General features: G+C 58.9%; 20 protein-coding genes, 3 tRNA genes and 1 other RNA gene. 21 read left to right on the top strand and 3 right to left on the bottom strand.

All coding sequences use genetic code 11. From position 1 onward, the window contains the following. Window positions 1-7 precede the first annotated feature (7 nt). Window positions 8-375: a transfer-messenger RNA gene (gene ssrA / locus E7002_RS00965) on the bottom strand. A gap of 136 nt (window positions 376-511) precedes the next feature. On the opposite strand from ssrA, the gene rdgB reads away from it, so the two are divergent. The 16 genes from rdgB (at window position 512) to E7002_RS00885 (ending at window position 16976) form a co-directional block, all read left to right on the top strand. Continuing rightward, window positions 512-1114 (top strand): RdgB/HAM1 family non-canonical purine NTP pyrophosphatase, encoded by a 603-nt coding sequence (gene rdgB, locus E7002_RS00960; RefSeq protein WP_303727063.1) that lies wholly within the window; start codon window positions 512-514, stop codon window positions 1112-1114. A 27-nt stretch (window positions 1115-1141) separates the two neighbouring features. Next, window positions 1142-1218 (top strand) — tRNA-Pro (locus tag E7002_RS00955). A gap of 15 nt (window positions 1219-1233) precedes the next feature. Beyond that, window positions 1234-1307 (top strand) — tRNA-Gly (locus E7002_RS00950). A 1074-nt stretch (window positions 1308-2381) separates the two neighbouring features. Then, the gene (locus E7002_RS00945) at window positions 2382-3710 is read left to right on the top strand and encodes a glycosyltransferase family 2 protein (protein ID WP_303727061.1); all 1329 of its coding nucleotides are present in this window, start codon (window positions 2382-2384) and stop codon (window positions 3708-3710) included. Window positions 3711-3848: 138 nt separating this feature from the next. Next, a complete protein-coding gene (locus E7002_RS00940; RefSeq protein WP_303727059.1) occupies window positions 3849-4625 on the top strand; it encodes a ComF family protein in 777 nt (258 codons plus the stop codon). A gap of 318 nt (window positions 4626-4943) precedes the next feature. Then, the gene (locus E7002_RS00935) at window positions 4944-5903 is read left to right on the top strand and encodes an ABC transporter substrate-binding protein (protein ID WP_303727057.1); all 960 of its coding nucleotides are present in this window, start codon (window positions 4944-4946) and stop codon (window positions 5901-5903) included. A 200-nt stretch (window positions 5904-6103) separates the two neighbouring features. Continuing rightward, window positions 6104-6775 carry a bifunctional precorrin-2 dehydrogenase/sirohydrochlorin ferrochelatase gene (locus E7002_RS00930; protein WP_303727056.1) on the top strand — a complete coding sequence of 224 codons (672 nt, stop codon included), beginning with the start codon at window positions 6104-6106 and terminating at the stop codon, window positions 6773-6775. A 1-nt stretch (window position 6776) separates the two neighbouring features. Then, window positions 6777-8228, top strand: coding sequence for a glutamyl-tRNA reductase (gene hemA / locus E7002_RS00925; RefSeq protein WP_303727055.1), 1452 nt, complete (start codon window positions 6777-6779; stop codon window positions 8226-8228). Between the two features lie 28 nt (window positions 8229-8256). Continuing rightward, a complete protein-coding gene (hemC, locus tag E7002_RS00920; RefSeq protein ID WP_303727054.1) occupies window positions 8257-9198 on the top strand; it encodes a hydroxymethylbilane synthase in 942 nt (313 codons plus the stop codon). A gap of 2 nt (window positions 9199-9200) precedes the next feature. After that, window positions 9201-10766, top strand: coding sequence for a uroporphyrinogen-III C-methyltransferase (gene cobA, locus E7002_RS00915; protein ID WP_303727053.1), 1566 nt, complete (start codon window positions 9201-9203; stop codon window positions 10764-10766). Next, window positions 10766-12010 carry a 12,18-didecarboxysiroheme deacetylase gene (gene ahbC, locus E7002_RS00910; protein ID WP_303727052.1) on the top strand — a complete coding sequence of 415 codons (1245 nt, stop codon included), beginning with the start codon at window positions 10766-10768 and terminating at the stop codon, window positions 12008-12010. Before cobA ends, ahbC begins: the two co-directional genes overlap by 1 nt. Before the next feature lie 57 nt (window positions 12011-12067). Beyond that, window positions 12068-13054: a porphobilinogen synthase gene (gene hemB / locus E7002_RS00905; protein WP_369692490.1), complete on the top strand. Its 987-nt coding sequence runs from the start codon at window positions 12068-12070 to the stop codon at window positions 13052-13054. Window positions 13055-13062: 8 nt separating this feature from the next. Beyond that, complete coding sequence (locus E7002_RS00900; protein ID WP_303727049.1) at window positions 13063-14481, top strand: radical SAM protein; 1419 nt, start codon at window positions 13063-13065, stop codon at window positions 14479-14481. Further along, complete coding sequence (locus E7002_RS00895; RefSeq protein ID WP_303727048.1) at window positions 14471-15514, top strand: hypothetical protein; 1044 nt, start codon at window positions 14471-14473, stop codon at window positions 15512-15514. Before E7002_RS00900 ends, E7002_RS00895 begins: the two co-directional genes overlap by 11 nt. A gap of 27 nt (window positions 15515-15541) precedes the next feature. Continuing rightward, window positions 15542-16831: a glutamate-1-semialdehyde 2,1-aminomutase gene (gene hemL / locus E7002_RS00890; RefSeq protein WP_303727047.1), complete on the top strand. Its 1290-nt coding sequence runs from the start codon at window positions 15542-15544 to the stop codon at window positions 16829-16831. Window positions 16832-16900: 69 nt separating this feature from the next. Then, window positions 16901-16976: transfer RNA gene (locus tag E7002_RS00885), tRNA-Glu, on the top strand. 69 nt (window positions 16977-17045) lie between these two features. Here the strand turns inward: E7002_RS00885 and E7002_RS00880 are convergent. Together E7002_RS00880 and E7002_RS00875 are read right to left on the bottom strand one after the other, a co-directional pair. Next, window positions 17046-17975, bottom strand: coding sequence for a SufD family Fe-S cluster assembly protein (locus E7002_RS00880; RefSeq protein ID WP_303727046.1), 930 nt, complete (start codon window positions 17973-17975; stop codon window positions 17046-17048). 12 nt (window positions 17976-17987) lie between these two features. Next, window positions 17988-18770, bottom strand: coding sequence for an ABC transporter ATP-binding protein (locus tag E7002_RS00875; protein ID WP_303727045.1), 783 nt, complete (start codon window positions 18768-18770; stop codon window positions 17988-17990). 148 nt (window positions 18771-18918) lie between these two features. Between E7002_RS00875 and E7002_RS00870 the strand changes: the two genes are divergently transcribed. The 5 genes from E7002_RS00870 to rpmI all read left to right on the top strand — a co-directional run bounded on the left by E7002_RS00870 (window position 18919) and on the right by rpmI (window position 23001). Beyond that, window positions 18919-19311: a hypothetical protein gene (locus E7002_RS00870; protein WP_303727044.1), complete on the top strand. Its 393-nt coding sequence runs from the start codon at window positions 18919-18921 to the stop codon at window positions 19309-19311. Window positions 19312-19347: 36 nt separating this feature from the next. After that, window positions 19348-20691 (top strand): histone-lysine N-methyltransferase, encoded by a 1344-nt coding sequence (locus tag E7002_RS00865; protein WP_303727043.1) that lies wholly within the window; start codon window positions 19348-19350, stop codon window positions 20689-20691. 101 nt (window positions 20692-20792) lie between these two features. Further along, on the top strand, window positions 20793-21971 hold the full coding sequence (locus tag E7002_RS00860) for a glycosyltransferase family 4 protein (RefSeq protein ID WP_303727042.1): 1179 nt from the start codon (window positions 20793-20795) through the stop codon (window positions 21969-21971). 198 nt (window positions 21972-22169) lie between these two features. Next, on the top strand, window positions 22170-22802 hold the full coding sequence (infC, locus tag E7002_RS00855; protein ID WP_066661853.1) for a translation initiation factor IF-3: 633 nt from the start codon (window positions 22170-22172) through the stop codon (window positions 22800-22802). Between the two features lies 1 nt (window position 22803). Further along, entirely contained in the window at window positions 22804-23001 is a 198-nt protein-coding gene (rpmI, locus tag E7002_RS00850) for a 50S ribosomal protein L35 (RefSeq protein ID WP_303727040.1), read from the top strand. The last annotated feature ends 15 nt before the right edge of the window (window positions 23002-23016 follow it).

Below are 23016 nucleotides of genomic sequence, written 5' to 3'. Positions count from 1 at the left end.
TTGTCTGTGGTGGAGGCGCGGAGAATCGAACTCCGGTCCATACTAGACAGTTCCCAGGACGCTACAAGCTTAGTCGGCGAAAAGGATTCAGCGAAGGTGCGCTCGTCGACGAACAATGCCTTCGCCTAATCGGTTCGATCTTTATCGTGCGCCATACCGATTACGTGCGCGGATGCATCCCTCTAATGTGACATCGCGGCTGGGCCGAGGGAAGTGCCCAACGTTGACGCGCTGCTATAAATTAAGCAGCGAGGGCGTACTGCCCAGAGAAAGATTTGTTGTCAATTAAATTTGACGGTACCCCTGTTTAGCGTGGCGAGGAGACCACGGCTTGCTTCCCGGTTCGAGCCTACCATGTCGAAACCAGTCGCCCCCGAAATTGGGTGGACACTCATTCTACGCGCTGGCGCATCGCCAATCAAGCTTGTATACCGTGTGCAACGTAAGGTACATAGGCTTTGCGTGCGCCTGCTCCGCGTATACTTTTACCCACTAACGTGAGGAGAACGATATGAAGCAAGTCATTATCGCCAGCAATAACGCCCATAAGGTTCAGGAGATTGAAACCGCGCTCGATTTCGAAGGGTGGGAATTCAAGACGCTGCGCCAGGCAGGCCTCGATTCCGATCCGGAAGAGGACGCCGATACGTTTTTGGGCAATGCGCGCATCAAGGCGCGTGCCGCTCACGAGCTGTCCGGTTCGGCCGTGCTTGCCGATGACTCGGGCCTGGAAGTGGATGCGCTCGATGGGGCTCCGGGCGTCTTTTCTTCGCGCTATGCGGGGGAGCATGGCGATGATGCCGCGAATAACGCCAAGCTCTTGAGGGAGCTTGCCAACGTTCCCGATGAGAAGCGCACGGCTCGATTCGTCTGCACGCTGGTGTTCATCGACGAAGACGGCACCGAGCTCACGGCCCGCGGCACCATCGAGGGCAAGATCGGATACGAGGAGCGTGGCAGCGAGGGCTTTGGCTACGACCCGCTGTTCGTGCCCGACGAATTCGGTGGCGAACTGACGCTGGCCCAGGTGTCCCAGGACCAGAAAAACAGCGTGTCACACCGTGGAAATGCCCTTCGTGCATTGCGGAAGAATATTTCTGAAACATTGAAATAGTCTGATATAATGACCAAGCTGCAAAGGCGGGACGTGGCGCAGTTCGGTAGCGCGCCTGCTTTGGGAGCAGGATGTCGCAGGTTCAAATCCTGTCGTCCCGACCAGCAGTCCTTGCATATGCGGGTGTGGTTCAATGGTAGAACTTCAGCCTTCCAAGCTGATAACGCGGGTTCGATTCCCGTCACCCGCTCCATTTTGATTACAGCGACGCTCATCATACGGTGGGCGTCGTTTTGCGTTCGGGGCAAGGGAATCGAACCGATGAGGTGGAAACGCGTGAAGCGGACGCCCCAGTGGGGCGTCCGTAGCGTTTCGCCCGACCGAGCCTGCGAGGGAGGGGTCGGCATCCGCGAAGCGGATGCCGGAGCCCGTCACCCGCTCCATTTTGATTACAGCGACGCTCATCATACGGTGGGCGTCGTTTTGCGTTCGGGGCAAGGGAATCGAACCGATGAGGTGGAAACGTTTTAAGTGGATTCCAAATCCCCTCATTTGTCAGGGCGAACAAGCGAAGCGCTGTTCGCCCACTCGCAGGTCCGTCAAAGCGGGCGAGCGAAGCGATGCCCGCCCGATCGCCAAAGGCGAACGCAGGACGGGGATGCAACCCCTCCCGCCCGCTCGCGGGGGCCAATCGTTCGCCAAAGGCGAACGGAGGCCCCAGATGAAATCCCCAAGAAAGGTTTAAAGTAGGCCTCTCAGCCGATTGAGCGCTCCGAGTGTCGTCGATTGCCGCGACCCTTCGTTGCTGGCGCCCGGCCGCATTCGCCCCTCGGGGCACTGTGAAAGCAAACAAAAAAGCGCTGTACCCGGGGTTGCCCGCGGAGAGCGGGAGGCGAAGCCTCACGCAAATCCGCAGGCAACCCCGGGCAGCGCGCAGTAAAAGCATGAACCAGCGAGCGCACGAGCGGCTCCGTCGATTTCTGCCGGCGGGAACGGAGGCGTAGCCGAGCGTTCCCGCCCGGGCAGCGACCGCGCGGAGCCGCGAGCAGCGGAGCGGGTGCCCCGAGGGGCGAACGCGGCCGGGCGCCCGGGATGGATATGGCTTCGACATCGTCGATTCCTGGGCGCGCAAGAGGATGTAGCTATGTGTTCAGGATGTGGGCGAGGGCCTCCATTCTGTGTAGACGGTGTGCGCTCAAGCGCAACGCGGCGCAATGCGCATTCGGCTGAACTGGGAAAATGTCACTAGCTGACGGATTTGTAAGGTTTAAGGCTGGAAATGTTCCTATAATTAGCACGTTTAAGTAGAAAGCCAAAAGGAGGGTACGTGTTAGACGAGTTGTTCTCGCAGCTATCGTTCGTCGATATCTTCAACTTCTGCGTTTTTATCACGTTCACTGTTTGCTACGCCTATCAGCTGTATTACGTGCTTGTCACGCTTACGCGCAAGCCACCGGCGCATGTAGCGAAGAAGAATCACAAATATGCCGTGCTCGTCTCGGCGCGTAACGAGGCCACGGTTATCGCCGACCTCATTCACAGCATCCGCGTTCAGAATTATCCGCAGGAGCTTATCGACGTGTTCGTCATCGCCGATAATTGCACCGACAACACGGCGGAAATCGCACGTACGGCGGGTGCCCACGTGTTCGAGCGCGAAAACACCGAGCAGCGTGGCAAGGGCTATGCCCTGGATTACGGCTACAAGAACATCCAGCGCTACTATGGCGATGCTGGCTATGAAGCGTATTTCGTGTTCGACGCCGACAACGTTCTCGACGTTAACTACTTCCGCGAGATGAACAACACGTTCGATTCGGGTGCCATTGCCTCTACGAGCTACCGCAATTCCAAGAACTTCGACAGCAACTGGATTTCCGCTGGCTATGGCGTATGGTTCCTGCGCGAGGCGAAGTACCTGAACCAGAGCCGCCTGACGCTCAACACCAGTTGCGCGGTTTCCGGCACGGGCTTCTTCATTGCCGCCGAAGTGCTTGCGAAGTCCGATGGCTGGAAGTGGCATCTTCTTACCGAGGACATCGAGTTCTCCACGAGCACGATCTGCGACGGCGGACGCATTGCCTATTGCCCCACGGCCGTTCTCTACGACGAGCAGCCCATCACCTTCCGTGATTCCTGGCGTCAGCGCGAGCGTTGGGCCAAGGGCTTCTACCAGGTGTTTGGCCATTACGGACTCCGCCTGGTGAAGGGCATGTTCACGAACCCCCATGGTCGCAGGTTCGCGTGCTACGACATGCTTATGACCATTGCCCCGGGCATGCTGCTCACGCTCGTCACCATCACGTTCAACGCCATCATCATTGGTCTTTCCGTTGCAGGCGTTATGTCCACGGGCCAGATGGTTGCAACCAGCGCGTCCTCCATCATGTTCTGCATTCTGAACTACATGCTGTTCATGTTCCTGTTCGGCGTGCTCACCACGTTTACGGAATGGGACAACATCCATACGTCCTCGAAGAACAAGGTGAAGTACATGTTCACGTTCCCCTTGTTCATGATCACGTATATCCCCATTGCCATTGCCGCTCTGTTCATGAAGCCGGAATGGAAGCCCATCAAGCACAGCATCACGGTAAACGTGAGCGAATACGCTACGGTGCAGGGCAAGGAAAGCGAGAGCGTTCTTTCCCGCTAGCGCCTGCGAACTGAAACGCTGCGAAGCCGTTGCGCGACGATTGCGCAACGGCTTCGCTATGTTTATGCGACCTTTCTTCCATAGCGATGTCGCCTTGTTCTCCCATGCTCGAAGGCATGATGCGTGGGAAGGAGCGGCATGGAAACGGCTATGGCGAAGGTCGATGCGGGCGAGCGTTCGGTTTCTCGGTGGCGGAAGTACGCCCTTGTGGCGGCTGATTGCCTTGCCGAGACGGTATGGCCCACTCGTTGCGTCATTTGCGAGCGATCGGGCTCGGTGCTGTGCGAGCGATGTCGTCGTGCGCTTCCGTATATTGACCAATGGATGGCCTGTCCGCGATGCGGCGCTCCCTATGGCATGCGGCAGTGCACCGAATGTAACCGTCTGAGCCTGCGCGATACGGGCTTCGACGATCTTCCATTCGACGCGTGCGTGAGTGCGGCGCTCTTCTCATCTGCGGTTGCGCGTATCGTGCGAACGCACAAGGATGGGGGAGAACGGAGGCTGGCGCGCGATATGGCCTATGCCATGGCCTGCGCCATTCCGTCCGAATGGATGAGCGGGGGAGCATCGGTCGTGCCCATTCCCGCCACGCGCGAGGCGCAGCGTTCGCGCGGGTTCGACCATGGCGCATCGCTGGCGCAGGCTGTTGCGGAGTACCTGCATGCACCCTGTACGAGCTTGTTGGCGCCTCCCCATGCGAAGGACCAGCGCGAGCTTGCGCGTGGCGAGCGATTCGCCAATATGGAAGCTGCCTTTTCGTTGCTGGGAGCCAACGGCGACATCCGCGTGCGCAGCGTCATCTTGGTGGATGACGTGTTCACCACGGGAGCTACCTTGTTTGCCGCCGCTTCAACATTGCGGGCCGCCGGGGTAGAGCACGTGCGTTGCGCTACCTTTGCACGTGTGTATTGATATTACGCAAACTGGTTTGCCCTTACGGCCATCTGATACAATATCTGGTGCTTTTACGGGCTGTAGTTGCGGAACGCACGTTGCGTTCCTATTCCATGGCAGATGCGGTCAAAAGGATCCACGTAAGCGTGTGTCGCAAGGCACCGTGAGCATGGCGCATTCTAGATGTAAGACGCACCGTCCGTTTACCTTATGCGGCATACCGTCGCGCGGACGAGAGGGTGATGGTGAACAGCTCAGCTCCAGTGCGCGAGTGTGGGGGCAAAGACTAGGTCAGCCGTAACAGCATTACGTAGAACCGAAGCGGAAGGTTATGCTATGAAACGTAGGGTCTCGGTAGGTATCGCGTGCATGCTCGTGTGCGCCCTCTGCATGGTCCTTTGCGGATGCCAGAGTCAATCTTCTTACGAGCCCACGAAAAAGAGCGCAACCGTAACGGTTCCCACCATTGGCCAGGACGGCAAGCTCCGCGTTGGCGTGAATTCCTCCAACGCTCCGTTCTCCACGCAGGTTTCGGGCAAGCTCGTTGGCATCGACGTAGACATCGCCGCTGCTCTCGCCACCGAAATGGGCCTCGAGCTCGAACTCGTCGACGTGGGCAATGATGCCGAAGGCGCCCTGGAAGACGGTTCCGTCGACATCATCATGAACCAGGAAGCGGGTGACGCTTCCAGCACGGCATGGCTTTCCGACGCCTACCTGCCCACGGCGGTTTCCGTATTCTCCACGTCTTCCTCCTCTTCGCTTCCCTCCGAGGATTCCAATCCCACCATCGAAGCGCAGTCGTCTTCCATGAGCGCATGGGAAGTCGCCAACCAGTTCGGCGATTCGTCCCTGTCCAGCGTGTCCGATTTGAAGACCGCTTTCTCCGACCTGTCTTCTGGCAAGACGACCTACGTTGCAGCCGATGCCGTCATCGGTTCGTACGTTGCGTATACGAGCAGCGTCGATGCGAGGATCGTGGGCGTGCTGCAGAAGGTTGGCGGCTATAGCATTGGCATCTCCACCTCCAACACCGAGCTGCAGAATGCCGTTGCCACCGCTCTGAAGGCCATTTCCTCCAACGGCACTATTTCCGTGATCGAATCCAAGTGGCTGGGCACGTCGCTCGATCTTAGCAGCGTCGACCAGTCTGCAGCGGCTCGCAAGTCGTCTGGTTCCTCCAGCTCCTCTTCGACCACTTCTTCCACCACTACGCAGGAAGATAAGTCCGCCGGCGATTCGGTGCAGGCCGATGACGCATCCTCTTCTCAGGAGGCAACTGACTCCGCCGCGTAATGCTCGCAAACATGCAGTTGTTTGCGTTTCGTTACCAGATACACCACATGAAGTATTGACCCTACCTGTTTTCATGCAGGTGGGGTCAATCTTGTTTGTTTTACCTTCATCCGTCTGCAAGGGCTGTGCTATGGCGGGAAAGCCGTCTTACGGGGCTATAATCCATGCTGTAAGGAGATGGATATGGAGGTCATGCACGCATGAGTGATTCACAGTACGTTGCCCGTCCGGCGTATTATCCCGTTTTCGTCGACCTAACCGACCGTCGCACGGTCGTCATCGGTGGCGGTAAGGTTGCCGAGCGGAAGGTCGAGACGCTCCTTTCATGCGGAGCTTCCGTTCGCGTCGTTTCCCCCTGCGTCACCAGTGTCATTCAGGCACGAGCCGACGCCGGTGAAATCGAACTTCATCTGCGTTGCTATGAAGAGGGCGATCTTGCGGGTGCTTGCATGGCATATTGCGCCTGTGGCGTTCCCAGCGTCAATAGCCTCTGCCATGAAGAGGCCCGACGCGTAGGGTGCCTCATGAACGTGGTTGACGTTCCCTCCGAATGCGATTTCATCGTTCCGTCCATCGTTTCGCGTGGTCCGCTTACCATTGCCGTTTCCACGTCGGGTACTGCTCCCACCGAAGCCAAGTCCATTCGCCGCTCCCTCGAGCAGCAGTTCGACGATAGCTGGGCGGACTACTTGGAGCTCATGGGGCAGGTTCGCCTGCTCGTGAAGGAGCGCATCGAGGGCACCGATGAGACCCGTCGCCCGTATTACGAGGCCGCAAGCGCCGCTGGTTGGCGCGAGCGCATTGCCTCGGGCGAAACCATCGAGCCCGAGGATGCTTATCGTCAGGCGTGCAGTATGGTGGAGGCTCGTTAACATGCAGTTGTACATGATGGGCCTTAGCTACAAGACGGCCGATGTCGACGTTCGCGAATCGGTTGCCATCAGCAGGCCCCACCTTGCGAGCGCTCTCTGCTCGCTTACCGCGTACGAAGGCGTGCGCGGCGCCGTGATTCTCTCCACGTGCAATCGCACCGAGATTTACGTCGACGCTCAGTCGCCCGATTTGGCTCGGGAGGGAATCCGCTCGTTCCTGCGTGAGTATCGCCAGGTCGATGTTGATGCGCTCGAGCCCCATCTCTATCGACGCGAGGGTTTCGAGGCGGTGCATCACCTGTTCAGCGTGGTTTCTTCGCTGGACTCCATGGTGCTGGGCGAGCAGCAGATCACCGGCCAGGTGAGGAATGCGTTTCGCCAGGCCATGCAAGCCGGAACGTGCACGATGGTTCTGGCGCGTATGTTCCGCCAGGCGCTTACCTGCGGAAAGCGCGTGCGCAACGAAACGGGCATCAGCGAAAGCCACGTTTCGGTTTCCACGGTCGCCATCGACGTTGCCCGTGCCGAGTTCGAGTCGTTCCACGACAAGACGGTGCTCATCGTGGGCTCGGGCGAGATGAGCGAGCTTGCTGCCCGCTACCTTCAGGAACAGGGCGTCAAATCCTTCATCGTGTCGAGCCGTACGTACGCCCATGCATGCACGCTTGCGCACGAGCTCTGTGGCACGGCCCGCCAGTTCGATGAGCTTCCCGAGCTGCTCCGTCAGGCCGATATCGTTATTTCCTCCACGGCAGCGCCTCATTACATCCTGGTTCCTTCGCTCCTGGCCGGATGCAAGGACCATGTGCTCATCCTCGACATTGCGCTACCTCGTGACGTCGACCCTGCGTGCGGCGACATCCCGGGCGTGACGCTCTATGACCTCGATGGCCTGGGCGAGATCATTGCGGACAATCAGGAGAAGCGCCGTCAGGCCGCAGATGAGGCGCGATCCATCGTCGAGGACGAGACGCGCGATTTCGTGGCCTGGGTTGGCGAGCATGCCGTAGTGCCCACCATCAAGAAGATGCGCGGCGATGCCGAGGCCATTCGCGCGCACGAAATCGAGCGTATGGTCAAGTGCCTCGATGCCAACCTTTCCGAAGACGACATGCGCGTAGTCGAGTGCGCTACGCGGGCCATCGTGAACAAGATCCTTCACGAGCCCACCGTGCGCATGAAGCAGAGCGCTTCGCATAATAGGGATTTCGAATGCGTCGAGGCGGTGCGCTACCTGTTCGGCTATAGCGATGGCATGGTCGAGCATGCGCGTTCCCTTGCCGAGGATGCCGAATCGGTGGGCGCGGGGGCTGCGGCTCCCCATGCCATGCCGCCGCATCCCATTCCGCATGCCCACTTCACGTTCGGGCCGAATGGGGTTCCCAATATGTCGGAAGCCGACATGAAGGCCATGTGCGAGGGCCTGTTCGCTTCCAAGGTAGCGAACGAATAGTTTCGAAACAAGACGAGGAGGTACTTCTGTGGAGAAGCAGACGATTGTCCTGGGCAGTCGGGGCAGCAAGCTTGCTCTATGGCAGACGAATTACGTAAAGGGGCTTCTGGAGGCGGCTGCCCCCGAATACGATTATCGCGTCGAAGTCGTTCACACGAAGGGCGACAAGATTCTCGATGTTGCGCTTTCCAAGATTGGCGACAAGGGTCTCTTCACGAAGGAGCTCGAACATGCGCTGCTCGACGGGTCAGTTGATCTGTGCGTGCACTCCATGAAGGACATGCCCACCGTATTGCCCGAGGGCCTTTGCATTCAGGGCGTTCCCGTACGCGCGAATGCCGCTGATGCGCTCGTAACGCGCGGGGCGGTCGGCTCGCTTCTCGAGCTCCCCGCAGGTGCGCGCGTTGCCACGGGTTCGCTGCGTCGAACCGCCCAGCTTAAGCGCCTGCGTCCCGATATCGAGCCGTGCGAGATCCGCGGCAATATCGATTCCCGTATTCGCCGTATCGTCGAAGGCGAATTCGATGCGGGTGTCCTTGCCTGCGCGGGTATCGAGCGTTTGGGCATTCCCAATGTGATTGCCCAGGTTATTTCCACCGCGGACATGATTCCCGCCGTGGGGCAGGGCGCCATTGCCATCGAGGTGCGTTCGGGTGATGAGCGCATAGCCGCCCTGTGCGCCGCCATTACGCATGAGCCCACGATGAGGGCCGTTCGTGCGGAGCGCATTGTCCTGCGTGCACTCGAGGGCGGCTGCCAGGTTCCCATGGGCGTTCACGCCCGTGACATCGTGGACGAGTCGGGCGATGTGCGCATGGTCATGGATGGCTTTGTGAGCTCGCTTGATGGCGTTCGCTTTGTGCGTGCCCATGGCGAATGCGTGCCGTCCGATTACGAGACGATGGCCCAGGGCATGGTCGACGACCTACTTGCCGGTGGTGCGGGCCCCATTCTGAGCGAGCTGCGATGAGCATGGCGAACGAATCCCTGGTATATCTCATCGGCGCGGGTCCTGGCGATCCGGGGCTGCTTACGTGCAGGGCACGCGAGGTTCTGCAGGCTGCCGATGTCGTCATCTACGATTACCTTGCGAGCGATGCTGTCATGCGCTTCGCGAATTGCCAGGCCAAGCGCATCTTCGTGGGTAAGAAGGGCTTTTCGGCCCATGTTACGCAAGAGGAGATCAACGCCTGCATCATCCAGGAAGCCAGCGCGCCTGGCTTGGTCATTGCCCGCCTGAAGGGTGGCGACCCGTTCGTCTTTGGCCGTGGTGGGGAAGAGGGCCTTGCGTTGCGCGAGGCGGGCATTCCCTTCAAGGTGGTTCCCGGCGTTACCGCCGGCGTTGCGGCACCAGCCTATGCGGGCATTCCCGTAACCCATCGCCGCGTTGCCACGTCGGTTACGTTGGTCACGGGTCATGAGACGCCTGATAAAAACGAATCGGGCATCAATTGGGAGTTTTTGGCAAAGGGCGGCGACACGCTGTGCTTCTACATGGGCATTCGCGATTTGCCCACCATTGTGCGCAAGCTCATCGAGGGTGGCCGTGCCGCGAATACGCCCGTTGCGCTCGTTCGCTGGGGTACGACGCCGCGTCAGGAGACGCTTGTCGCGACACTGGAAACGGTGGTCGAGAGGGTGCGCGAAGCCCAGTTCAAGGCTCCCGCCATCATTGTCGTCGGCGACGTGGTTTCCCTCCGCGACGACCTTTCCTGGTTCGAGGATGCCCCGTTGTTTGGGAAGACGGTCGTTGTCACTCGTTCCCGCGAGCAGGCTTCGGCTCTGTCGAGCCGTCTGAGCGTGCTGGGTGCCGACGTTGTGGAATTCCCCACAATCGAGATCGCTCCTCGTGCTATGGACGACGAGCTGACGTCGGCCATTGCCGACCTTTCCGCTGGCGCGTTTGATTGGGTTGTTTTCACCAGCGCGAATGGCGTTTCGTGCTTCTTCGATATGCTTTGCGCTCAGGGGTGCGACGCCCGTGCGTTTGCCGGCAGCAAGATTGCCGCCATCGGCCCTGCGACTGCCCAGGCGTTGGAGGCCCGCGGCCTGCATGCCGACCTCGTTCCTTCGCGTTTCGTAGCCGAGAGCGTTGTTGCATCGCTTTCGGAGGCTTGCGACTTGTCATCTGTGAGCATTCTTATTCCGCGCGCTTCCGCTGCGCGCGATGTCCTGCCCGCCTCGTTGAGCGAGGCTGGTGCAACGGTGCGCGTCGTGCCCGTGTACGACACCGTTATGCCGCACGACGAGGAGGCGGGCGACTTGGTCGAACGCCTGCGCTCGGGAGAAGTGAGTGCCGTTACGTTCACGAGTTCGTCCACCGCACGCAATTTTGCGTCTATGGTGCGCGATGCGTGCGAGCCGGGCGAGTGGCCCGCTTTGCTTACCGGCGTGCAGCTTGCCAGCATTGGCCCCATTACGAGCAATACGATGCGCGAGGAAGGGATGGAGCCCACGTGCGAGGCTCCCACCTACACCATTCCCGCGCTAGCACATTTGGTAGAAGACGTTCTGTCTAACGAGAAGGAGAACAACTAGTGATCGGCATTTCCAAACTCTACTGCGGTTCCGTTGAGCCCAGCGACGTTCTGCGTTACAAGCGTCAGTCGAAGGAGCTCCCGAGCGGCTTGCTGCAGTTCTCGAAGGACAAGAAGCCCGTCGTGGTGTGGAACTGCACCCGTACGTGCAATTTGAAGTGCGAGCATTGCTACGCCCAGTCCGACGGCCATCGTTACGACCAGCTTTCCACCGAAGAGGCCAAGGTCATGATTGACGACCTGGCTGCCTTCGGCGCGCCCGTTCTGCTGTTCAGCGGTGGCGAGCCCACGATGCGTCCCGACTTGCTCGAGCTCATGCACTATGCCAAGAGCAAGGGCATGCGCGTGGTCATTTCCACCAATGGCACGCTTATCACGCCCGAGCTGGCTAAGCAGTTCGCTGAGGTTGGCCTTTCCTACGTGGGCGTTTCCTTCGATGGCGACCCCGAGACCCACGACAAGTTCCGCGGCGTGCAAGGTTCGTTTGACCGCGCCCTGCAGGGCCTGAAGAACGCCCAGGCCGAGGGCATCAAGGTTGGCCTGCGCTTTACCATCAACAAGCACAACTGGCGCGAGATCAACGATATCTTCGACCTTATGCAGCGCGAGGGCATCAACCGTGCCTGCTTCTATCACCTGGTGTATTCGGGCCGCGGTAGCGAAATGATCGACGAGGACCTGAACCACGAGGAAACGCGTCAGGCCGTGCGCCTCATCATGGACCGCACGAAGCAGTGGTTCGACGAGGGTGGTACTCCCGAGATTCTCACCGTAGACAACCATGCCGACGCTCCGTTCGTATACATGGAGCTCCTGAAGGAAAACCCCGAGCGTGCCGAAAAGGTCATGCAGCTGCTTCAGTGGAACCAGGGCAACAGCTCGGGCAATGGCATTGGCTGCATTAGCTGGGATGGCGAAGTGTACGCCGACCAGTTCTGGCGTCACTACAGCTTTGGCAACGTGAAGGATCGTCCCTTCAGCGAGATCTGGAGCGACGTGAGCCGTACCGACGAGCGCAGCGAGCTCATGTTCCGCCTGAAGGACAAGCGTCCCTTCGTGAAGGGCCGTTGCGCTGACTGCCGTTGGCTCGACGTCTGCGGCGGCAACTTCCGCGTGCGTGCCGAGGCCGCCACGGGCGACCTGTGGGCTGCCGATCCGGCGTGCTACCTCACCGATGAGGAGATCGCCAAGCATCCCGACGACCCCGAGAAGCGCATCGTCGAAGCGCCCGCATACGAAGACTAGCAATTACGTTGAATGGACGGCGCGTCGCTGCGCCGTCCTTGAAGGAAGATGGTAGACATGCAGTATGGATCGTTTCCCACGTATCGTCCGCGTCGCATGCGTGACGGCGAGCTGGCCCGCACCATGATTCGCGAGACGGGCCTTTCCGCGGACGACTTCATCTATCCGCTGTTCGTGAAGCCTGGAACGGGCTGCAGGGACGAGATTCCCTCTATGCCTGGCGTATACCAGGTTTCCCTGGATATGCTCATGGCTGAAGTGAACGAGTTGCTTGATCTGGGCGTTCATTACGTGCTTCTCTTTGGCATTCCGGCAAGCAAGGACGAGGTTGGCTCGTCGGCCTGGGATGAGCATGGCGTGGTGCAGGAGGCGTGTCGCATCATTCGCGCCGAGGCTCCTTCCATGTACATCATCTGCGATGTTTGCATGTGCGAGTACACGAGCCACGGGCATTGCGGCAAGCTCGATGAGGATGGCTACGTGAACAACGATGCCACGCTCGAATTGCTTTCCAACGAGGCGGTGAGCATGGCTCGTGCTGGTGCGCATATGATTGCGCCGTCCGACATGATGGATGGTCGTGTGGGTGCCATTCGTGCTGCTCTCGACGAAGCCGGCTTCGAGCGCATTCCCATTCTCAGCTATTCGACGAAGTACGCCAGTGCGTTCTACGGGCCCTTCCGCGATGCGGCGGACAGCTCTCCGTCGTTTGGCGATAGGCGTGCGTACCAGATGGATCCCGCCAATGCGCAGGAGGGCGTGCGCGAGGCGTTTTACGACATCGCCGAGGGTGCCGATATGGTCATGGTGAAGCCCGCGCTTTCGTATTTGGATGTCCTGCGTCGCGTGAAGAGCGAAACGGGCTTTCCCACGGTTGCCTATAACGTGAGCGGCGAGTATTCGATGGTGAAGGCGGCTGCCGCGCAGGGATGGATCGACGAGAAGCGCGTGGTGCTCGAACTGCTGTTGAGCATGAAGCGCGCCGGCGCCGACATGATCATTACCTATCACGCCAAAGAAGCTGCGCGTTGGCTTTCCGAGTAGGGGATTCAATGACGAACGAACAACAGATGGAACTAACGCCTCTGCAGCGCATGGCTGCCGCCGCGCGCGACGAGGCTGCAGCTGCGGGCAAGCTCACGGGGAAGGCCAAGCCCCAGGGCGGGCATCCTTCGTGGGTTCCCAAAGTGGGCAAGCGTCCCGAATGGACGAAGAAGCTTGGGGGCAAGCCCAAGGGCGCATCTCATCCCGCGAGCGTTGCGGGTCGCGGCTATCGGCCTGGTGGCGGGGAAGCTGCGAAACGGTACAAGGAGCGTACGGGTATTCAGGCTCCGCGCATCATCGCGTGGGAGATTACCCGCAGTTGCAATCTTTCGTGCGAACATTGCAGGGCCGCGGCGGAGTTTGGCTACTATCCAGGCGAGCTGTCGCTTGAGGAGTGCAAGGCGGTCATCGACAATATCGCCAGCATAACGAACCCCATTCTCATCCTTACCGGTGGTGAGCCGTTCATGAGGCCCGACATCTGGGAGATCGTGGACTACGCGCGCGAGGCGGGCTGCATGCCCGTCATCGGCACGAACGGCACGACCATTACGCCGGAAATTGCGCAGAAGATGGCGGAGCATCACATTAGCCGCATTAGCATCTCGCTCGACTTTCCCGATGCCGAGCGCCATGATGCGTTCCGTGGGCAGCAGGGCAGTTTCGACGATGCCGTGCGCGGCATCAAGCTTGCCCAGGAGCACGGCATTGGCGTGCAGGTGAACACCACCGTTACGAAGAAGAACGCCGAATGCCTCGAGGAAATGCACGACATGGTGCGTGGGTTGGACGCGGTAGCGTTCCACCCGTTCCTGCTCGTGCCCACGGGCCGTGGCGAGAGCCTGCGCGAGGTGGAGCTTACGCCGGAGGAGTACGAGGAAGTGCTTACCTGGGCGTATTACAAGCAGAAGACCTCTCCCTTGCACTTCAAGCCCACGGACGCGCCGCAGTACTATCGCATTTCGCATCAGCGCATGCGCGAGGAAGGCGACACCTCCACGGCGGAGGAATACGGCCTGAACGCTATGACGCGTGGCTGCCTGGGTGGCATTTCCTTCGTGTTCATCAGCCATGTCGGCGATGTGCAGCCGTGCGGGTACTTCGATATGCAATTGGGTAACGTGAAGGAGAAGCCGTTCAGCGAGATTTGGACGAATTCCCCTGTCTTCAACGACCTGCGTGATTTCAGCAAGCTGAAGGGGAAGTGCGGTGCATGCGAATACCGTGGCGTGTGCGGCGGATGTCGCGCCCGCGCCCTTTCCGCAACGGGTGACTACATGGAGGAAGAGCCGTATTGCAGCTACGTTCCTCGTTCCCTGCGTAAGGAAGGCCAAGATGACGGAACGCTCAAGATGCCGGCGTTTGCCCTGGGCGCATTGTGTCCCGATGCTGATGCCGCTTGCGAAGGAGACGGCGATGTCCGCTAGCGAAGAACTGAAGAATCGTCTGCTCGACATCATCCAGTCTGGCTTTCCCATTTGCTGCGATCCCTACGCCGAGCTTGCGTCGCAGTTGGATACGAGCGAGGCCGACGTGCTTGCGGCCGTTCGCGAACTGTATGCGGAGGGAAGCATCAGGCGCATCGGTGCTTCGTTCGATTCTCGCAAGCTGGGGTATTCATCTACGTTGTGCGCCCTTGCGGTGCCTGGTGGGGAAGAGGAACTCATTGCCGCTGCCGGCATCGTGAGCGCCTATCCTAGCGTTACGCACAACTACGGCCGCGCGAACAGGTACAACCTGTGGTTCACGCTTATCACGCGCTCGGTTGGGGAAAAGGAGCGCATTCTTTCCGAAATCAGGCAGAAGACGGGTTGCGATGATTTGCTCGATATGCCCGCATCGCGCATGTTCAAGATTCGCGTCGATTTTGGCTCGGGACATCGTGCGCGCGCGAAGCGTGCTTCCTCGGTGCGCTCCGTAGAGGGCATCGAACCCTTCAGCGCGGAGAGCGCGTTTGACGTCGCCCTCGTGCACTGGGCGCAGGGAGACGTTGCGCGCGATGCGCAGGGTAACCTGGTCTTGCATCCTTTCGACGAGGGCGCTCGCTTGATTGCGGCCCAGACGAACGATGATATCTCGGTCGAGGACGTCGTCGCGCGCGTTCGCGACTTCAAGGCACTTGGCGTTATTCGCCGATTCGGCGCTATGGTGCGTCACCAGCGCATTGGGTATGCCTTCAACAGCATGACCGTGTGGGACATTCCCGATGAGCATGTTGAGGAGGCGGGTGCGCTCTTCGCGGCGAAGTCGTTTGTGAGTCATTGCTATGCGCGTCCTCGCATGGAAACGTGGCCTGCGAATATGTATGCTATGACGCATGCGCAAAGCGAAGAGGAAATGAGCGAGAACATTGCTGAGCTGTCTCGCGCGCTCGAGGAGGCTCAGGTGCCGTGCGGGGCTCATTTCGCGCTTACCACTACGCATGAGTTCAAGAAGGTTTCGATGACGTATTTCGCGTAGTCATCTGCGCGTTCAAGGAGCAAGAAGATGAAACACAGCGTTTCCGAACAAGATTTCCAGAAGGCTTGCGCTTCCATTCCAGGTGGCGTCAACTCTCCGGTGCGTGCATTCGCCAATGTCGACTGCAGCCCGGTCTTTTACGACCATGCGCAGGGGAGCCATGTCTGGGATGTCGATGGCAACGAGTTTGTGGACTTCATCTGCAGCTGGGGGCCCATGATTCTTGGGCATCGCCCTGCCGCCGTTGATGCAGCCGTGCGTGCGCAGCTCGACAAGGGCGTGAGCTACGGTGCCCCGTGTGAGGCGGAAATCGAAATGGCCCAGGAGATATGCCGTATCGTTCCCTCTGCCGAGAAGGCGCGCATGGTTTCCAGTGGCACCGAAGCGACCATGAGCGCCATTCGCCTGGCGCGTGGGTTTACGGGCCGTCCCAAGTTCATCAAATTCGAGGGCAACTATCATGGCCATTCTGACGCTCTCTTGGTTTCGGCTGGCAGTGGCGTTGCTACGTTTGGCATCCCCGGTACGCCAGGCGTAACCGATGGCGCCGTAGCCGATACCATCGTGCTGCCTTACAACGACCTCGAGGCTGTTGAGAAGGCGTTCCAGGCGCAGCCTGATTCCATCGCCTGCGTTATCGTCGAGCCGATTGCTGGCAACATGGGCGTTGTCGCTCCTGCCGAGGGCTTCCTTGCCGGTTTGCGCGAGCTGTGCACGCGGTATGGCGCGCTGCTCATCTTCGACGAGGTCATCAGCGGCTTTCGTGCTGCCTTAGGCGGTGCCCAGGAACGCTATGGCGTGCTTCCCGATCTGTGCACGTTTGGCAAGATCATCGGTGGTGGCTTCCCCGTGGGTTGCTTTGCGGGTCGTGCCGACGTCATGTCTGCGCTTGCTCCCGAGGGTCCCGTGTACCAGGCAGGAACGCTTTCGGGCAATCCCGTGGCGATGCAGGCGGGCCTTGCGCAGCTGCGCGAGCTTCAGAAGCCGGGCGTGTACGAGCGTCTAGAAGAGCTGGGCGCTCGTCTGGAGTCGGGCTTGAACGAAGCCATCGAGCGTACTTCCACGCGTGCTTGCGTGAATCGCGTTGGCTCTCTGTGCACGTTGTTCTTCACCGACGGCCCTGTGCGCAATTGGGACGATGCAGCCGCGTGCGATACGCAAATGTTTGCGCGCTACTTCCGCGGCATGCTGGATAGGGGGTACCTGATTGCGCCGAGTCAGTTCGAGGCGCTGTTCCTGAGCGTAGCGCATACGGAAGAGGAAATCGATGCATTTACCACAGCTGTTGTAGATGTTCTTGGCGATATTGCGCGCTAGCCATTGTTCGCTGAGCCTTACCATCTGCGCATGGTAGGATAATTCGCGCTGGTAACCCAGCGATTACTTGCCCCCTTCGTCTAGCGGCCAAGGACACCGGCTTCTCAGGTCGGAAACGTAGATTCGAATTCTGCAGGGGACACCATAGAATGCACGAGGGGCGCCCGAATCATCGGGCGCCCCTCCCATGTAGCGTGTGCTATTCCTGTGGCGATTAGCTCAGGAAGTCGTCGAGAATTTCCTGCTCTGCTTCCTCTTCGGTAAGGCCCAGCGTCTGCAGTTTGATGATCTGGTCGCCGGCGATTTTGCCGATGGCCGTTTCGTGCATGAGGATGGCGTCTTCGCAATTTGCCTCGATGGCGGGAACGGATTTCACTTTGCCATTGCCAATGAGGATGGAGTCGCACTGCACGTGGCCGCGGCAGGCGGCATTGCCCACGACGAGCGGGCTAAACACCTGGCGGGATTCGTCCTTCGCCACGCTGCGGCTGACTACCTGCACGCTGCTGTCGTCGCCATTCAGTTGGAAGAGCATGTTGCTCTCCGCGAACTGCTCGTCGTGCGTCATGAGCTTTTCGGTGATGATCATCTTCGCGCCTTCGGCCAGGTCGGCTTCCGTTTCGCGCTTGGTGCTCGTAACGCCTTCGAGCTGCGAGAGGTCCATTTCGCAGAACGAGTTTTCCGCCATGTGGACCTTCGTGACGGGGTTCAGGATGCGCGTGCCATTCGCGGGGCCTTCGCCATAGTGCGCTTCCGTGTACTTTACGCGTGCGCCCTTGCCGATAAAGAACTCGTGGATGCCGTCGTGCTGGCTCTGCTCGTGAGCGGCGTTGTGGATGCCGCAGCCCGCAATAATGGTGACGTCGCTGCCTTCGCCTACGTAGAACGTGTTGTATACGACGTCCTTTACGCCAGCCTGCGTAACGATGACGGGGATGTATACGGTTTCGCCGCGCGTGCCGGGCTTGATCTTGATGTCGATGCCGGGAACGCCTTCCTTGGTGGCGATTTCGATGAACGCGCTGCTGTGGCGCTCTACGAGTTCGCCGTTGCGCCTAATGTTGAAAGCTCCGTTGGGCATGCCGTGCAGACCGGAAATGGTCGCGAGCAGGTTTTCGTCGATGGGGGAAAGGTCTACTGCCATGGTTGGTGCCTCCTAGCAGTTGGTGTTGATGTCGCCCGTGTTGATGTTGGTGGGCGTGGTGAACGTGCAGGCTTCGTTGGGGTTGGTGCGATGCGCCAGGTTCAGATGGGGCATGACCTCTTCGAGCGTTCCGCGCTTGTCGATCCTGCCCTTCTTTAGCAACACGACTTCATCGGCCAGCTGAATGATGCGCTCCTGGTGGCTGATGATCATGATGGTGTGGCCTTCGCGCGCTTCGTGGATGTCGCGGAACGTGCCGGTAAGGCGATCGAAGCTCCACAGGTCGATGCCCGCTTCGGGTTCGTCATAGATGGCGAGCTTCGGGTTGCGCGCCAGCAGCGTGGCGATTTCGATGCGCTTCACCTCGCCGCCCGAAAGGTTCTTGTCCACCTCGCGCGTGAGCCAGTCGGCGCTGCACAGGCCGACCTTCGCCAGGTACTCGTTGCATGCGAACATGGGCAGGCGCTCGCCAGCGGCGATTTCCAGCAGCTTCTTCACCTTCATGCCCTTGAAGCGGGGCGGTTGCTGGAAGCCGTAGCCGATTCCCAGCTTGGCGCGATCGCTAATGCTCGCGTGCGTGATGTCTTCTCCGTTGAACAGGATTTGGCCGCTCGTGGGTTGTTCGATGCCCATGATGAGCTTTGCCAGCGTGCTCTTGCCTCCGCCGTTAGGACCGGTGATGACGACGAACTTGTCGTCATCGATACGAAGGCTAAGGTCGTCGATGATACGCTTGGTCTCCCTCGACCCCTCGGATACGGGTACCTCAAATACCACGTTCTTGAGTTCTAGCATCTAACGTCCTCTCGTCTATGCTAATGCGTTTCGATTCGGTATTGTATCCGAACAGATGATAAGCTCCAATGGATATTATCTGGACGGTTAGGGCTGCTTGGCGGCATACTTTATAATTAATTGGCTGATGGGAAAGAAGGTGGAAACCATGTCGGAAGATAAAGCGTTCAGCCTCATAACGGTTAGCAGTGACGAAGCGGACGACGTGGTCGTTCAGGCGGGTGCTGTGCCCGCGGGCCGTTCCGAAGCCACCGCAGTTTCCCAGGCGCCGGCAGCGACGCACGATTCTCGTGCGGCTAGCGAATCCGGGGAAAGCGATGAACTCACGGAAATGCTTCAGAACGCCTCGGAAGAAGACCGTAGGGCATATGCCCGCCATTTGAGGAACAAGGCCATTCGCGAACGCGAGGCATATATCACGTCCGAAGACGACCTGCATGCCGAGACTCCCTTTGCGCGCATGCGTGCCATCATCATCGTCGTCGGCGTTCTCTTGGTTGTGATTGCCGTGGCCTATTGGATGCTCACTCATTCCGCATAGCAACGCCCGTACACGCTTGAAAGGTGGATGCGCCAGATGTCTGATCAAAACACGCATGGTGCTAGCGAAAGCGAAGAGACTATCGATTCTGTAGAAGAGGAAAACCAGCAGAACGATGAAGCCGAATCCGAATCGGCCGAGCAGGTAGTCGATACCGAAGCCGCCACGGAGGAAGCCCAGGAAGAGGTTTCGTCCGATGGGGAAGAGGCGAATCTGGAAGACGAATCCAATGCAAGCGATTGGTCCGAAGGCTCGTTCCCCACGAGCGAAGATGACGATCACTCCGAATCTGAGTTCCCCACGCCCCGTTCGTTTGGCGTGGAGGGCGATCGTTTGCGCTCCAATGGCGACGATGGCGTCGATGGCCTGCCGTTCGATGCCGACCATCTGTGGGACCCCGCGGAAAACGGCGAGGAGTTCCTGGGTGGTTCTGCCGATAGCATCGTCGACGATGCCCAGCGCGATTACTACGAATACGGCGACAAGATGCACACTGTGCGTGCCGATGTGGTAGACGAAGCCGCTGCTGCGCCGGCGCGTGGCAAGCATGGCCGTCATGGCAAGGCGAAGCCCACGCGCAAGGAGCGCTTGGCCGCCATGCCCGAGCATCAGCGCAAGTCACGTCGTCAGCGTCGTGTGCTCGTTTTCGTGCTCATCGTCCTCATTGGCCTTTTGGGCGCAATGGGCTATTGGGCGTACCAGGCCGTTACCACCATCAGCGACATCAACGTGCAGCAGGGCACGAGCGCCACGACCGACGTTCTGCAGTCGTCGAGTAACTCGAACGGCAAGGATGCCTCCTCTTCCAACTCCAAGGTTACCGATGTTCCCGACCTGGTGGGCGTGCTTGGTCTTACCCAAGACGAGGCCATTGCCAAGCTGGGCCATGGCGCTACCATCACGCTTACCGCTCCCGTGAGCGAAGAGGGCAACCCCGTTACCGCCAACCTTACCGTCATGCTCACCGACGAGCCCGCCGATTCCAAGTCGGGCACGCCCACGGTGTACTTGAGCGTTACCGAAGAAGGCAAGGTCGTGCGTGCTGGCTACACAGCTGCTACGGCAAGCCTTGGCTATGGCGACCTGAGCTTCAGCGATGCGGTTAGCAACGAGCACGTTATCGAGAAGACGCTCAACGAGGCGGGCCTGAACGTAGCCGATGGTTCCGTTACGCTGCCCGACGCCTCGCAGTACACCACGTATGCCACCGACGGCACCACGCGCGTGTTCGAGAAGTGCTCGTTCGATGGCACGTCTACCGTGGGAAGCGCCACGTACAATTGGTCGTCGGTGCTTTCGTACGATTACACGGCGGCTAACGCAAGCGGCAATCTTGCCGATACCGTTCGTCAGATTACCATCTACATTTCTGCTTCTTAAATGCGGTTTGAGTTCTGGTAGAACGAAAGAGCTATAATTCATCGATTGTGCGCCCATACTAGATATGGGCGCGATACTGTAGGGCGGCACGAGGACTAGCGTTGGATTTTTTTCAGTTGGGCATTGTATTGCTGGTGGCTTTCGTGGTCACGTATATCATGGTGCCCGTATCCAAGCGCATCGCGCTTCGCATTGGCGCCATCGACTATCCCAGCAATCGCCGCGTCAACACTACGCCCATCCCGCGCTGCGGTGGCATTGCACTCTACGTTGGCTTCATGGCCGGTCTTCTGGTCATGTACGTTCAGTCGTTTACCTGCGGCCACAGTTGGCTCGACATCATCATGGAACGCAACGTGAATCCGCCGCTTCTGGTCTGTGGCATTACGTTCATGTTCGCCTTGGGCCTGGTCGATGACGTTCGCCAGATCAACGCCAAGATCAAGTTTGCTGGTCAGATTGTGGCCTGCTGCCTCATTTACGCTGCGGGCATTTCCATCGACGCCATTGGCTCTCCCATCGATGCGGAAGGTCATAGGCTCATTTTCCTGCATTGGGCCGATATGCCCATTACTGTCATCTACTTGCTTGGGTTCGTGAACATCACCAATCTTATCGACGGATTGGATGGCCTTGCCGCAGGTATCGTTGCCATCGTTACCGCATGTCTTATGGTGCTTGTTGCCGCGCAGGGTTCGTTCACGCTTACGGGCATGTGCCTTGCGCTTATCGGTGCCTGCCTGGCATTCCTTCGTTTCAACTTCTATCCGGCTACCGTATTCATGGGTGATTCTGGCTCTCTTTTTCTGGGCCTAATCGTTGGCATTGTGTCCATTATGGGTGTCGTGCGCATGTCCAGCTTGGTGCTCATGCTCGTTCCGCTGGTCATTGCCGGCGTTCCCGTTATAGACACGCTTTCGGCTATCGTGCGTCGCAAGGTTGCCCACAAGCATATCGATGAGGCCGATTTGGGCCATGTGCACCATCGCCTGCTAGACGCTGGATTCAGCCAGCGCAAGGCGGTTGTCATTTTGTATTGCTGCTCGGGCGTGCTTGGCGCCATTGGCATTTCCATTGGTCAATTCACTGGCTCGGAACGTTGGGTCATCCTTGGGGTTCTTGCTGCGGCACTCGCCGTTGTCATTTGGAAGTTCAAGCTGTTCAAGCCCGTTTTGCGCCATTACTACGAGCATAAGGGCAAGGAAGGCCCGCGTATGCCTTCGGGCTATGGCCGGGGCGAGCAGATTCCGGAAGACCCGGAGTCTGGGGAAGAGAAGTAGCACGTTGCTTTTCCCTTGTGTAGAATGCGTGCCGCGAATCCTTTTCGCGCATATCGCAGAATACGAAGTGGTAGGATAAGCAAGCTGTCATTCAAGAGGGCGTTGTAGCCCCACCTGTTTCGGCGCTTCGGTTGCTGATGGGTCATGCGAATATATGCTGTAAGGCGTATTTTGTTGTGTGTCCCATGGCTCGATGCCATGGGTTTTTTATTAGATAGCAACGATACCTTGAAGGGGGTGTTTGCGATAGCTGCACAGGAACCACGGCTCAATGAGTCCATCACCGCACGTGAAGTGCGTCTCATTGGCTATGACGGAGAGCAGATGGGCATTTGCGCCGTCGAGGAAGCTCAGCATGTTGCCGATAACGCTGGCCTCGACCTCGTTGAAATCGCTCCGAATGCGAATCCGCCCGTATGTCGCGTAATGGATTACGGGAAGTTCAAGTACGAACAGGCTATCAAGGCCAAGCAGGCTCGCAAGAACCAGAGCAAGATCGAAACCAAGGAAATGAAGTTTCGTCCTAAGATCGATGTGGGCGACTACACCACCAAGAAGAAGCACGTCATTCGCTTCCTCGAGGCGGGCAACAAGGTCAAGATCACGATTATGTTCCGCGGCCGCGAAATGGCTCATCCGGAACAGGGTCTGAGCATCCTGGAACGCCTGGCTGATGATTTGAAGGATATTGCGGCAATCGAAAGCCAGCCCAAGATGGAAGGCCGCAATATGCACATGGTTATTTCGCCTTTGCCTGGCACGGCCAAGAACAAGAAGGCTGCTGCTGGTAAGCGTAATAGGAAGAACGTCGAAGAAAAGGAAGGGGAGTAACATGCCCAAGATGAAGACTCATCGCGGCACCGCTAAGCGTTTCCGCGTTACCGGTTCTGGCAAGATCATGCGCTCCAAGGCTTACAAGAGCCACATTCTCACCAAGAAGAGCCAGAAGCGCAAGCGTAATTTCCGCCACGAAACCGAGATTGCCAAGGCTGACCAGAAGGTCATCGCTCGCAATCTTGGCCGTCGATAGTAAGTAAGGGAGGAT

It is taken from the genome of Denitrobacterium detoxificans (assembly GCF_015062615.1).
GTDB classification, from domain to species: domain Bacteria; phylum Actinomycetota; class Coriobacteriia; order Coriobacteriales; family Eggerthellaceae; genus Denitrobacterium; species Denitrobacterium detoxificans_A.
Note: the sequence above shows the minus strand (reverse complement) of the source record. Positions and strands in the feature narration are given on the sequence as shown.

Excerpts from the sequence above, each read along its gene's own strand:
- rdgB (WP_303727063.1), top strand. The coding sequence starts at position 512 with ATGAAGCAAGTCATTATCGCCAGCAATAACGCCCATAAGGTTCAGGAG.
- E7002_RS00940 (WP_303727059.1), top strand. The coding sequence starts at position 3,849 with ATGGAAACGGCTATGGCGAAGGTCGATGCGGGCGAGCGTTCGGTTTCT.
- E7002_RS00935 (WP_303727057.1), top strand. The coding sequence starts at position 4,944 with ATGAAACGTAGGGTCTCGGTAGGTATCGCGTGCATGCTCGTGTGCGCC.
- E7002_RS00930 (WP_303727056.1), top strand. The coding sequence starts at position 6,104 with ATGAGTGATTCACAGTACGTTGCCCGTCCGGCGTATTATCCCGTTTTC.
- hemA (WP_303727055.1), top strand. The coding sequence starts at position 6,777 with ATGCAGTTGTACATGATGGGCCTTAGCTACAAGACGGCCGATGTCGAC.
- cobA (WP_303727053.1), top strand. The coding sequence starts at position 9,201 with ATGGCGAACGAATCCCTGGTATATCTCATCGGCGCGGGTCCTGGCGAT.
- hemB (WP_369692490.1), top strand. The coding sequence starts at position 12,068 with ATGCAGTATGGATCGTTTCCCACGTATCGTCCGCGTCGCATGCGTGAC.
- E7002_RS00900 (WP_303727049.1), top strand. The coding sequence starts at position 13,063 with ATGACGAACGAACAACAGATGGAACTAACGCCTCTGCAGCGCATGGCT.
- E7002_RS00895 (WP_303727048.1), top strand. The coding sequence starts at position 14,471 with ATGTCCGCTAGCGAAGAACTGAAGAATCGTCTGCTCGACATCATCCAG.
- hemL (WP_303727047.1), top strand. The coding sequence starts at position 15,542 with ATGAAACACAGCGTTTCCGAACAAGATTTCCAGAAGGCTTGCGCTTCC.
- E7002_RS00880 (WP_303727046.1), bottom strand. The coding sequence starts at position 17,975 with ATGGCAGTAGACCTTTCCCCCATCGACGAAAACCTGCTCGCGACCATT.
- E7002_RS00875 (WP_303727045.1), bottom strand. The coding sequence starts at position 18,770 with ATGCTAGAACTCAAGAACGTGGTATTTGAGGTACCCGTATCCGAGGGG.
- E7002_RS00870 (WP_303727044.1), top strand. The coding sequence starts at position 18,919 with ATGTCGGAAGATAAAGCGTTCAGCCTCATAACGGTTAGCAGTGACGAA.
- E7002_RS00865 (WP_303727043.1), top strand. The coding sequence starts at position 19,348 with ATGTCTGATCAAAACACGCATGGTGCTAGCGAAAGCGAAGAGACTATC.
- infC (WP_066661853.1), top strand. The coding sequence starts at position 22,170 with ATGGGTTTTTTATTAGATAGCAACGATACCTTGAAGGGGGTGTTTGCG.
- rpmI (WP_303727040.1), top strand. The coding sequence starts at position 22,804 with ATGCCCAAGATGAAGACTCATCGCGGCACCGCTAAGCGTTTCCGCGTT.